Below are 11,171 nucleotides of genomic sequence, written 5' to 3' on the forward strand. Positions count from 1 at the left end.
CGGTCCTTTCCGTTACCGGTCGCCGAGGTGCTCGTCGAGCACGGCGTTGAGCGCCGGGTAATTCTTAAACTGGTGCGCCACCCAGCCGAAGCTGCGGGCGGCGGCCACGTTGACCTCTCGGTCATCGAAAAACAGCACGTCTCCGCGGGGGATCTCCCGCTTCGCGTCCTCCTCCAGGCGTGCGTGCGCGAGCTCGTAGATGCGCTCGTCAGGCTTAGCGAGCCCCTCCCTCGCGGAGAACACCGCCGTCGTCACCGGCGCCGCCCACGAGGAGCGCTCCACCGCGTCGGCCATCCGGTAAGGCGCGTTGCTCAGCAGGCCGAGGTGCACGCCGCGCCGCCCGAGACCCGCAAGGATCTCGGCGGCCTCCTCACTGGCCGAGCCGTTGACGTTCCCGTCGAGCTCCGCGAGCTCCTCGACGACCTCGTCGTCCGGGAACTCGGCGAGCCCGGCCTTGTCGAACACCCGGGCCCAGTACTCGGCATCGCTCTGCCCGAGGTCGTAGGGGTCCCGGACCTCCCAGAACGCCGAAACGAACGCGTCCCGGTCGAGACCGGGGATGAGCTCGGCGGCGCGGCCGCTTAGCCGGTCCATGCGATCACCCTGGGGAACCAGGACGCCGCCGATATCGAACACCACACACACGGTCGGAAGAGCCTCCTCTCAACGCTAGTCACCTTCGACGTGCACGCCGGGAAGCTAACCAAGCCGACGTGAACCGGTTCCCGATCTCAAGCTAGCCATTTTCGCAGACAAATTTTATTTTTCGCTAACTTGGCCCGGAACGTAACTATTTTGTTACAAGGATTTAACGTTGTGCGCCCGCGGGCGGGTTCGGCCCCGTGGCCGCACCCCTCCCGCCGTGTGACCTGCGGCTATTTATAATCTAAAAGAAGTGTTGGACACAGAATAAATATGTTTCGCTGCAGCTATTGGCCTAGCGGAACCGGTACAGCGGCGCGAAGGCGAGCATGTCGTCGAAGATGCAAAACGCCGGGTCCTCGAGGTCGATACGCCCCACCTCCTTGACCCAGCCGAGGTAGGTCTCGTGGAGCTCGTCGATGAGCGCGGCGTCGTCGCCGGCCTGGGTGACCCGGTAGGCCATGCTCGAGTGGAAGCGGTAGGTGTCGAGCCCGGGGAAGTCGATCTCCAGGGTCTCGGCGACGGCCTCCCTAAAGGCGGTGAGCTCCTTAAGCGTCTCCTCGTCGGAGGGCTCGAGCTCGAGCTTCACGTAGTTGCGCAGGTCCTCCAGGCCGGTGACCTCGAGGTTGAGGGCCGCGGGCTTGGGGATGCGCGCCTCGCGCAGCCGCCCGACCATCTGCCACACCGCGTCGGGGAAGTCCTCCGCGTCGTCGAGCCACGCCGGCCACCGGTCGCCGAGGTCCCTGGTCTTGAGCCCCTCGATCACGGTCATGTGGAAGCTCGAGGGCGGCAACATCCCGTAGTCCCGGCTCACGCCGCGCTCGATGAGGTCCCGGTAGATCCTGCGCTGCGCCAGCCACATGGGGCTCTCGGGCACGACGTGGGAGACCACCGTCGTGCCGCGGAACCGGCGGGCGACCCCGTCGACGTCCCACTTCTGTCGGGTGCCCTTGTTCTCGATCGGCGCGCGGCCGGTCAGCGTCTCGACGCTCATCGTGGTTTCGGGTCCAATCCGTTGCGGTCGTCCTCGCGGCGCGCCGCGGCTCACAAGCCGGGCCGGCCGTCTCGTCCGGATTCCAGCGTAGCGCCGCGGGCCCCGCGCCCCGCCGGCGAGGGCCGCCGCCGGTTCCCATGCCGGCCTTCGGCTAAACCCAGCGCTCGAGGACGGCGGCGACGCCGTCCTCGGCGTTCGTGCCGGTCACCTCGTTGGCGATTGCCTTGAGCTCGGGGTGGGCGTTGCCCATCGCCACGCCCCAGCCGGCCCAGGCGATCATCTCCCGGTCGTTGGGCATGTCCCCGAAGCACGCAACGTCTGCGGCGTCGACGTCGTAATGCCGCGCGAGCGCCATCGCGCCGAGTTGCTTGTTCACCCCGGGCCTCATGACCTCGAGGAGCCCCTCGCGCATGGAGAACGTCAGGTGCGCGAGCCTCGCGGGCACGGCGTCGCGCACCGCGTTGTAGAACTCCTGCGCCTGGAGGTGCTCGTTGCGCAGCAGCAGCTTCACCGCCGGCGCGGAGAGCAGCTCCGCCTCGCCGCGCTCGACGTAGCCGGCGGCCTGCCAGGCGTGCAGGTAGCCGGGCCCGATGTGGAAGGTCTCCTCCTGGTCCGAGGAGTACTCGCCGGGCAGCTCCACGGCGATGCTCAAGCCCGGCAGCCCGGCGCGCGCGAGCGCCCCGCGGGCGCGCTCGACGACCTCGGACATGGTCGCGGGCTCGAGGAGGTGGGTCTCGACGATCTCGCCTGCCTCGGTGTCGACGATAACGGCGCCGTTCGCGGCGACGCAGCGGGGCCTGATCGGCAGCTGCTCGACGACGGGCTGGAGCCAGCGGTGGGGTCGGCCCGTCGCGAGCGTGACGATGACGCCGCGCTCCGCGAGCCGCCCGATCGCGGCGGCGGTGCGGGGCGCGACCCGCTCGGCGGGGTTTAAGAGGGTGCCGTCGATGTCGCTGATGACGAGTCTGGGGGCAGTCACGATCCGCCTTATCCTCCTGCCGTCGGCTGCCAGGCGTACGAGCGCTCGACCGCGCGGTTCCAGTCGGCGAAGAGGCGCTCGGCCTCGGCGCTGGGCATCGCGGGGTGCCAGGTGGTGGGCTCGCCGTCGCGCGGCGCGGTGAGGCTCGGCCAGTATCCCACGGCGAAGCCCGCGGCGTAGGCCGCGCCGAGCACGGTGGTGCCGTTGTCTGCGGGCCGCACGACGGGGATGCCGAGCAGGTCGGCCTGGAACTGCATGAGCAGGTCGTTGTCGGTCATGCCGCCGTCGGCGCGCAGCTGGCCGATGGGCACACCGGAGTCGGCGCACATCGCGTCGACGACCTCCTTGGTCTGGTAGGCGGTCGCCTCGAGCACGGCGCGGGCGAGGTGGTGCTTGTCGGCGTAGCCGGTGAGCCCGACGATGACGCCGCGGGCGTCGGGCCGCCAGCGGGGCGCGAAGAGCCCGCTGAACGCGGGCACGATGTAGACCCCGCCGTTGTCGGCGGCGCCGCGCGCGAGCGACTCGGATTCGGCGGCGGAGGAGAGGATGCCGAGGTTGTCGCGGAGCCACTGGACGAGCGCGCCGCCCATGGACACCGAGCCCTCGAGCGCGTAGACGGGCTTCTCGCCGGCGACCTGGTAGCACACGGTGGTGATCAGGCCGTGCCGGCTCCACGTAGGGGTGGTGCCCGTGTTTTGCAGGAGGAACAGCCCGGTGCCGTAGGTGTTTTTCGCGTCGCCCTCGCCGAGGCAGCCCTGGCCGATCATCGCGGACTGCTGGTCGCCGAGCACCGCTCCGATGGGCACCCCGCCGAGCACGTCGCGGCCGCGCAGCCGGCCGAACTCCCCGACCGAGGGGCGGATCTCGGGCAGCATGCGCCGCGGGATACCCAGCTCGCCCAAAATCTCGTCGTCCCAGTCGAGGGTGCGCACGTTCATCATCAGGGTGCGCGAGGCGTTGGTGACGTCGGTGACGTGGAGGGCGGGCCGGCCGTGGTCGCCGCGCGCCCCGCCGGTGAGGTTCCACACGAGCCAGCTGTCGATCGTGCCGAAGAGGAGCTCGCCGCGCTCGGCGCGCTCCTGGGCCTCGGGCACGTTATCCAAGATCCAGCGCAGCTTCGGCCCCGAGGAGTACGAGTTGATGAGCAGCCCGGTCTTCTCCCGCCAGCGGCCCGGGCCGGCCTCGCCCGCAAGCGCCTCGCAGATCTGCTCGGTGCGGGTGTCCTGCCAAACGATGGCGTTGCCCACGGGCCGGCCGGTGTAGCGGTCCCACACGACGGTCGTCTCCCGCTGGTTGGCGAGCCCGAACGCGCTGATCTGGCCGCGGGCGATGTCCGCCTCGGCGAGCGCGTCGGCGATTGCGCGGCGGGTGTTCTGCCAGATCTCCAGGGGGTCGTGCTCGACCCAGCCCGCGGCGGGGAGGATCTGGCGGTGCTCGAGCTGCCCGCTGGAGACGACCGCGCCGTCCTCGTCGACGACGACGCAGCGGGTGGAGGTCGTGCCCTGGTCGACGGCGACGACGTAGCTGTGGTTACTCACGGGGAGGCGCTCACCCCTCCTTCGCGTCGTCGAGGAGCGGGGCGAGGAACTCGGCGACGCCGGCGGAGTCGTGGTCGCCCGTGGTATACGAGCTCGCCTCGAGGGCGGCCTTGCTGGCGTTCGCCATCGCCACGGGGTGGCCGACGGCGCCGAGGATCGCGAGGTCCGCGGCGGAGTCGCCGAACGCGGCGGCCTCGCCCGGGTCGACGCCGAGGCGCTCGAAGAGCCAGCCGAGCCCCGCGTCGCCGCCCGCCTCGGGGGAGACGATGAGGATCCGGGCGGGCGAGGTGGCGCGCACGAGCGCGCGCTCGCCGAGCTCCCCGGCAAGGGTCCCGGCGACGATGTCGGCGTCGCGGCCGGGCCGGGCGACGACCGCGGCGACGACGTCGTCGCCGCGCCACGTGGTGCGCCACTCGACCGCGCCCGCCCCGGCGCGCTGCGCCGCCTCGGCGATCGCGGCGCGGGTCTCCTCCCCGAGCGCGCTCACGCGCATAGGCTCGCCGCCGCGGCTGATGACGGCGCCGCTGTAGGCGACCTCGACGGTGTCCTTCGGCAGCCGCTCGGTGGCGCGCCGGATCTCCTCGGTGCCGTACTCGCTGCTCACGACGATCGCCCCGCCGGCCGACGCGTAGTCGGTCAGCGCCTCGAGGTCCTCCTCGGCGGGCTCCCCGGAGGTCTGCAAGAGTGCGCCCTCGAGGTCGCAGACGACCGCGGCCGGCGGGGCGTTGAGCCGCCCGCCGGCGCGCTGCGGGAGCTTGTCGATGATGTGGCGGGCCCGCCCGGCGAGCCCGGTGAGCGTCGACTCGAGCCTGGAGCCCTGGTAGCGGGCGCGGCCGGCCTCCGCGAGGTTCGCGGAGAGCTCCCCGACGCTGCAGCGCAGCTCCTCGAGGGCGGCGGCGGCCTTGTCGCGGCCCTCCTTGGCCTCCTTGGCGCCCTCGGCGACGAGCTCCTCGACGGTGCCGCGCACCCACTCGGCGAGGCCCGGTTCGCCCGGGCGCTCGTCCTCGTCGTCCGGGGTTCCCTCGGGGCGGGGGTCGTCGCCGTCGTAGACGCCCATCGCGAGGCTGTCGTTTAAGTCCTTGACCTGCCGGTCGAGCTCGCCGACCTCGCCGGTGAGGCGGCGCACCCGGCGCCGCTCGCCCTGGACGGCGTCGTCCTCGACGCGGGTCGCCGCGAGGGTGGGGGCGTCGCCGCCGAAGCGGGCGGGCACCCACGCCTCGCCCTCGGGGAAGTCGCCGTAGTCCTCCCGGTAGCGGCGCCACAGCGCCTCGAGGCCGTCGCGCATGACGCCGCGCAGCTTTTCGGTCTCCTCCTCGGACGGGGCGTCCGGGTCGGGTCGCCACGGGGGCAGCACGTCGATGTAGACCGGCGTCTTGGAGCGGCCGAGGTTTTTCGGCTGGCCCTTCGTCCAGATCCGCTGGGAGCCGAAGATCACCGTGGGGATGAGCGGCACGCCCGCGGCCTGCGCGATGCGCACCGCGCCCTGCTTGAAGTCCTTGATCTCGAAGCTGCGGGAGATCGTCGCCTCGGGAAAGATCCCGACGAGCTCGCCCGCGGAGGCGAGCTCCACGGCCTTGTCGAGGGAGGCCTGCCCGTTGATGCGGTCGACGGGGATGTGGTTCATCGCCACCATGAGGCGGCCCGCGACCGGCGCGCGGAAGATCGGCTCCTTGGCCATGTAGCGCACGAGCCGGCCCCGCTCGCGGGGGATGTAGGCGCCAAAGAGGAAGTCAAGGTAGCCGGTGTGGTTGATGACCACCACCCCGCCGCCGCTCGACGGGATGTGCTCGGCGCCGGAGACGTGCATCTTGAGGCCCTGGAGCTTGGTGAGCCCGTAGGCGGTGTGCACGATGCCGCGGTACAGCCGGTCCCATTTCATCGCGAAATAGTCTAACGGTTGGCTGGGATTCTACTGAACGGGCTCGAGGATCTCCTTGCCGACGAAGGGGCGCAGCGCCTCGGGCACGACGACGGAGCCGTCGGCGCGCTGGTTGTTCTCGAGGATCGCGACGAGCCAGCGGGTCGTCGCGAGCGTCCCGTTGAGAGTCGCAGCGACCTGCGGCTTGCCGGACTCGTCGCGGTAGCGGGTCTTGAGCCGGCGCGCCTGGAAGGTCGTGCAGTTCGACGTGGAGGTCAGCTCCCGGTAGGTGCCCTGGGTGGGCACCCACGCCTCGGTGTCGAACTTGCGGGCCGCGGAGGCACCCAGATCCCCGCCGGCGACGTCGATGACCCGGTAGGGCACCTCGACGGCGGCGAGCATCTCGCGCTCTAGGTCGAGGAGCTTCTGGTGCTGCTCGGCGGCCTCCTCGGGACGGCAGTAGACGAACATCTCGAGCTTGTCGAACTGGTGGACCCTAAGGATCCCGCGGGTGTCCTTGCCGTAGGACCCGGCCTCGCGGCGGAAGCACGACGACCAGCCCGCGTAGCGCACCGGGCCGTTGGAGAGGTCGATGATCTCGTCGGCGTGGTAGCCCGCGAGCGCCACCTCAGAGGTGCCGACGAGGTAGAGGTCGTCGCGCTCGAGGTAGTAGATCTCGTCGGAGTGCTCGCCCAAGAAGCCGGTGCCGCTCATGACCTCGGGGCGCACGAGCACCGGCGGGATCATCACGGTGAAGCCGTTCTCGGTGGCCTTGCGCGCCGCGAGCGTGAGCATCCCCAGCTGGAGGAGCGCGCCGTCGCCCTTGAGGTAGTAGAAGCGCGCCCCGGAGACCTTCGTGCCGCGCTTGACGTCGATGATGCCGAGCGACTCGCCGAGGTCGAGGTGGTCCTTCGGCTCGAAGTTGAAGGCGGTGGGCTCGCCGTGGTGCTCGAGGACGACGAAGTCCTCCTCGCCGCCGGCGGGCGCGCCCTCGACGACGTTGGAGAGCCGGTGCTGGGCCGCGTTCACGGCCTCCTCGGCCTCGGTCTCGGCGGCGCCGGCGGCCTTGAGGCTGTCTTTAAGCTCGTTGGCCTCGGCGAGGAGCGCCTCGCGCTCCTCGGGGGAGGCCTGACCGATCGCCTTGCCCAGCTGCTTCTGGCGGGAGCGCAGGCCGTCCGCCCGCTGGATCGCCTCGCGGCGCCGCTCGTCCGCGGCGAGCAGCTCGTCGACGAGCGAGGGGTCCTCGCCGCGGGCGACCTGCGAGTCTTTCACGGTCTGGGGATTGTCGCGCAGAAACTTGAGATCGATCACGTTGTCCCACTTTAGCGGCCCCGAGCCCCGGCGCGCGGAGCCGGCCACGTGGCCCGGACGCCACCCGCGCCCGCTGGTAGTGACCAGCAGGCTAGGATGGGTGGGCATGGAGGACCCCGCCACCGGCATCGAGCTGCCCGCCCACCACATCGTCGACGGCACCCGACCGAAGCACGCCCAGCTCCGCGAGCTCCTCGACGAGCTGTGCGAGACCTCCCTCAAACCGGGGGACCTGCTGCCCAGCGAGCGCTCGCTGGAGCGGGCCTACGGGGTCTCGCGGGTGACGGTGCGCCGCGCGATCGGCGACCTCGTGGCGGCGGGCAGGCTGCAGCGGGTGCGCGGCAAGGGCACCTTCGTCGCGGCGAACCCGCTCGTCTCCCGCATCAACCTCGCGTCGTTCTCCGACGAGATGGACGCCCTCGACGTCGAGGCGACCTCCGACGTGCTCACCGCGAAGCGCCACCGCCCGCCGCACGAGGTCTCCGACTGGTTCGGCACCGACACCGAGGTCCACCACCTCCACCTCACGAGGCTCAGGCGCGGCGACGGCAGCCCGTACGTCATCGACGACGCGTGGTACAACGACCGCTTCGTGCCCGACCTCCTCGACTTCGACGTCACCCAGTCGGTCTACGGGATCCTCGCCGAGCACTACGGCATGCCGATCACCGAGGCGATCCAGACGATCAAGGCCGTCGCCGCCGAGCCCGAGGCCGCCCGCCTCCTCGACGTCGAGGTCGGCTCCCCGCTGCTCGAGGTGACCCGCCAGTCGCAGGCCGGCGGGCGGCGCGTCGAGCACTGCGTGTCGCTCTATCGGACCGACCGCTACCGGATGCAGTCGCGGGTCTCGCGCGCCCGCTAGGCGAGTTGTTCCCATCTCCCCAGCCCGGTGCGCTAGGTTGGAGGATCGACAAGATCCCCGGCCGCCTAGTTTTTCAGCCGCGGCCGGGCGCCGCGCGGTGAAGGTGGTTAGAAGGAGGCGGGGACCGTGGCGATCTCGTGGCGATCCGCGACGTCGGTGCGCACCGGGCTGATCGGCGCGCTCGCCGGGGTGGCGGCCCTGTTTACCTACCACGCCGTCGCCGACGGCTTCGGCGACGAGGGCGGCGAGGTCATCGACACCTCCGGGGCACCGGCGTCGAGCATCCCCGCGAACGCCTTCATCGCCGTCGACCCGGGCGCCTGCCTCACCTGGGAGGTCTCGGGCTCCGGGGCGGTGAGCGACTTCGACGAGGTCGACTGCTCCGAGCAGCACCGCTTCGAGGTCTCCCACGTCGACTACAACGCCGCGAAGGACCACGAGGCGCTCGCGAAGGACGCGACCCGCCCCGACGCCGCCGAGCAGGCCGAGATCGCCGAGGAGCTCTGCACCGACGCCACCGTCGACTACCTCGACGGGACCTTTGACCCGCAGGGCCGGTTCAGCGTCTCGGCGATCCTGCCGCCCACCGAGTTCTGGGAGGCCGGCGACCGCACCGTCGTGTGCGGCCTGCAGGAGACCGACGGGGAGGGCAACGCCATCCTCTTCAGCGGCGCCGTCGCAGGCCAGGACCAGGCCCGCGTCGTCGAGCCCGAGACCTGCCTGTTCGTCACCGAGAAGCGCGGCGCCCGGCCGGTCGACTGCGCCGAGGACCACCACCTCGAGGCCACCGAGCTCATCGACCTCCACGAGCTCCTCGACGAGGACGTGCCCTCCGTCGAGGCGCAGGACGAGGCCCTCAAGGAGCGCTGCACCGACGCGGCGTTCGACTACCTCGGCGGGGAGGAGGCGCTCTACCGCACCACCCTGCAGCCGCTGTGGGGCACGCTTCCCGAGTCCTCCATCGAGGGCGGCTCCCACAGCGTGAACTGCTGGCTCGCCGCCGGCCGCGAGGAGGGCGGCTTCTCCACCATCGCCGGCGGCGCCCGCGACGAGGGCCTCACCATCGACGGCGAGGAGCCCGACCCGCCGGAGCGGCTGCCCGCCCCGGACCGCGACGAGCAGGACGCCTAGCCGGCGGCGCCGACCCTTAATTAAGGAAACCCGCGATGGTGAAAGTCTCCGACGAGCGCTTCGACGAGCTCGTCAACGACGCGCTCGACGCGATCCCCGAGCGCTTCGCCCGCCGCCTCACCGAAGTCGTCATCCTCGTCGAACAGTTCGACGAAGACAACCCCGAGACCCTCGGGGTGTACAACGGCGTCGCGCTGCCCGAGCGGACCTTCGACCACACCGGGTACCTGCCCGACACGATCGTCATCTACAAGGGCGCCCTCGAGCGCTTCTGCCGCGACGAGGAGGAGCTCGCCCACGAGGTGCACGTCACCGTCTTCCACGAGGCCGCGCACTTCTTCGGGATCGACGACGACGAGCTCCACGAGCTCGGCTGGGGCTAGCCCGCCCCGCCGCGGGCTGCCCCCGCGCCTAGCGCCCGGCGCGCGCCGCGGCGAGCCACTCAGCGGCCTCGCCGGCGCGCTGCCGCCCGGCGGGCCGGCCGCCATCCTCCGGCGCCCCCGCGGCGATTCTGTCGGCCGGGGGCTCCTCGACGCGCGGCCACGAGCCGAGGAAGTGCAGCGACTCGGTGTGCGGGTAGAGCGCGACGAGCGCGTCGCCGAGGCGCTCCTCGTCGATGTGGCCGGACAGGTCGACGTGGAAGCGGTAGGTGCCCATCCGCTCCTTGGTCGGGCGCGACTCGATACGCAGCAGGTCGACGCCGCGCCCCGCGAACTCGCCGAGCGCGCGCCACAGGCTGCCCGGCTCGTGGGCGAGGCGGAACGTCACCGCGGTGCGGTCCGCGCCGCTGGGCCGCGGGGGCCGGGCGGGCGGGCCGATGGCCACGAACCTCGTGCGCGCGTCCCTGCGGTCGGCCACGCCGCGGGCCACGACCTCGAGGCCGAAGAGCTCGGCGGCGCGCTCCGGGGCGGCCGCGGCGTGCACGGACCCCTCGGCGACGAGCCTCGCGGCCGCCGCGTTGGAGGCCGCCGGCACGTAGTCCGCGCGGGGCAGCTCGCGCTCGAGCCAGCCGGCGATCTGCTCGCGGCCCACCGGGTGGGTGGCGATGCTATCCACCTCGGGAAGGGGCCGGCCGTCGGTCATGATCGCGAACGCGATGGGCAGGTCGACCTCCGCGAGGATCTGCGCGCGCCACCCGCCGCTCGGCGCGAGCGCGTCGAACGTCGACGTCACCGCCCCGTTGACGGAGTTCTCCACCGGCAGGCAGCCGAAGTCCACGTCCCCGGCGTGCACCGCGGCGACGACAGCGCCCGGCGAGTCGAGCGGCACCGCCTCGACCCCGCCGGCGCCGGCGCGACGCGCGAGCCGCCACACCGCCTCCTCGCTGAAGGTGCCCGCCGGCCCGAGGTAGCCCACCCGATGCGTCATGGCCGTCATGCTACCCACCGCGCCTAGGATGACCGGGGATGAGCACGAGAGCCGACGTCGAGCGCCTCGCCGGGAAGCTGGCGGGGCTGGGCCCCGCGGGGCACGGCTTCGCGCACGTCGACCTCGACCGCGCCCGCCGCCGGGCCGACGAGCTCGACCGGCTCCCGCCCAGGCGCCGCGGCAGGCTTTTTGGGTGGCTCGTGCCCGCCAAGGACCTCACCCCGGTCGCGGGGCTGCCGCTCACCTACGGCAACGCGGCGCGCCTCATCTACCCGGAGCGCACGGCCGAGCCGATCCGCCTCCTCGAGCGGGCCGGGGCCATCGTCCCGGGCAGCACGGCCGCCTCGGAGCTGGGCTTGAGCTCCTACTGCGAGCCGGTGGGCATGCCCGCCCCGGACAACCCGGTCCTGCCCGGCCGCACGCCGGGCGGCTCCTCGGGCGGGGCGGCCGTCGCCATCGCGCGCGGGCTGGTGCGCGCCGCGCACGGC

General features: G+C 72.1%; 11 protein-coding genes. 4 read left to right on the forward strand and 7 right to left on the reverse strand.

Translation table 11 applies throughout. From position 1 onward, the window contains the following. Positions 1–12: 12 nt before the first annotated feature. From HMPREF9719_RS07235 to serS, 6 genes are all read right to left on the reverse strand, one after another. A complete protein-coding gene (locus HMPREF9719_RS07235) occupies positions 13–645 on the reverse strand; it encodes an HAD family hydrolase (protein WP_004601341.1) in 633 nt (210 codons plus the stop codon). Positions 646–937: 292 nt separating this feature from the next. Further along, positions 938–1,636: a DUF1868 domain-containing protein gene (locus HMPREF9719_RS07240; protein ID WP_004601342.1), complete on the reverse strand. Its 699-nt coding sequence runs from the start codon at positions 1,634–1,636 to the stop codon at positions 938–940. 151 nt (positions 1,637–1,787) lie between these two features. Then, on the reverse strand, positions 1,788–2,615 hold the full coding sequence (locus tag HMPREF9719_RS07245) for a Cof-type HAD-IIB family hydrolase (protein WP_004601343.1): 828 nt from the start codon (positions 2,613–2,615) through the stop codon (positions 1,788–1,790). An 8-nt stretch (positions 2,616–2,623) separates the two neighbouring features. Beyond that, entirely contained in the window at positions 2,624–4,153 is a 1,530-nt protein-coding gene (glpK, locus tag HMPREF9719_RS07250; protein WP_004601344.1) for a glycerol kinase GlpK, read from the reverse strand. Positions 4,154–4,163: 10 nt separating this feature from the next. Continuing rightward, complete coding sequence (locus HMPREF9719_RS07255; protein WP_004601345.1) at positions 4,164–6,032, reverse strand: 1-acyl-sn-glycerol-3-phosphate acyltransferase; 1,869 nt, start codon at positions 6,030–6,032, stop codon at positions 4,164–4,166. A 30-nt stretch (positions 6,033–6,062) separates the two neighbouring features. Beyond that, a complete protein-coding gene (gene serS / locus HMPREF9719_RS07260; RefSeq protein ID WP_038075982.1) occupies positions 6,063–7,322 on the reverse strand; it encodes a serine--tRNA ligase in 1,260 nt (419 codons plus the stop codon). A 106-nt stretch (positions 7,323–7,428) separates the two neighbouring features. On the opposite strand from serS, the gene HMPREF9719_RS07265 reads away from it, so the two are divergent. The 3 genes from HMPREF9719_RS07265 (at position 7,429) to HMPREF9719_RS07275 (ending at position 9,698) form a co-directional block, all read left to right on the forward strand. Continuing rightward, complete coding sequence (locus HMPREF9719_RS07265; protein WP_004601347.1) at positions 7,429–8,184, forward strand: GntR family transcriptional regulator; 756 nt, start codon at positions 7,429–7,431, stop codon at positions 8,182–8,184. 126 nt (positions 8,185–8,310) lie between these two features. Then, positions 8,311–9,315 (forward strand): septum formation family protein, encoded by a 1,005-nt coding sequence (locus HMPREF9719_RS07270; RefSeq protein ID WP_004601348.1) that lies wholly within the window; start codon positions 8,311–8,313, stop codon positions 9,313–9,315. A gap of 35 nt (positions 9,316–9,350) precedes the next feature. Beyond that, a complete protein-coding gene (locus HMPREF9719_RS07275; RefSeq protein WP_004601349.1) occupies positions 9,351–9,698 on the forward strand; it encodes a metallopeptidase family protein in 348 nt (115 codons plus the stop codon). A gap of 28 nt (positions 9,699–9,726) precedes the next feature. Here the strand turns inward: HMPREF9719_RS07275 and pheA are convergent, their stop codons facing one another. Continuing rightward, positions 9,727–10,683, reverse strand: a complete 957-nt coding sequence (pheA, locus tag HMPREF9719_RS07280) for a prephenate dehydratase (RefSeq protein ID WP_004601969.1) — start codon at positions 10,681–10,683, stop codon at positions 9,727–9,729. Positions 10,684–10,721: 38 nt separating this feature from the next. Between pheA and HMPREF9719_RS07285 the strand changes: the two genes are divergently transcribed. Further along, positions 10,722–11,171, forward strand: a 450-nt coding sequence (locus tag HMPREF9719_RS07285; protein ID WP_004601351.1) for an amidase family protein, incomplete at its 3' end; no start/stop codon positions are given.

This window comes from Corynebacterium otitidis ATCC 51513 (genome assembly GCF_000296405.1).
In the GTDB taxonomy this organism is placed as follows: domain Bacteria; phylum Actinomycetota; class Actinomycetes; order Mycobacteriales; family Mycobacteriaceae; genus Corynebacterium; species Corynebacterium otitidis.

Excerpts from the sequence above, each read along its gene's own strand:
- HMPREF9719_RS07240 (WP_004601342.1), bottom strand. The coding sequence starts at position 1,636 with ATGAGCGTCGAGACGCTGACCGGCCGCGCGCCGATCGAGAACAAGGGC.
- pheA (WP_004601969.1), bottom strand. The coding sequence starts at position 10,683 with ATGACGCATCGGGTGGGCTACCTCGGGCCGGCGGGCACCTTCAGCGAG.
- HMPREF9719_RS07255 (WP_004601345.1), bottom strand. The coding sequence starts at position 6,032 with ATGAAATGGGACCGGCTGTACCGCGGCATCGTGCACACCGCCTACGGG.
- HMPREF9719_RS07275 (WP_004601349.1), top strand. The coding sequence starts at position 9,351 with ATGGTGAAAGTCTCCGACGAGCGCTTCGACGAGCTCGTCAACGACGCG.
- HMPREF9719_RS07265 (WP_004601347.1), top strand. The coding sequence starts at position 7,429 with ATGGAGGACCCCGCCACCGGCATCGAGCTGCCCGCCCACCACATCGTC.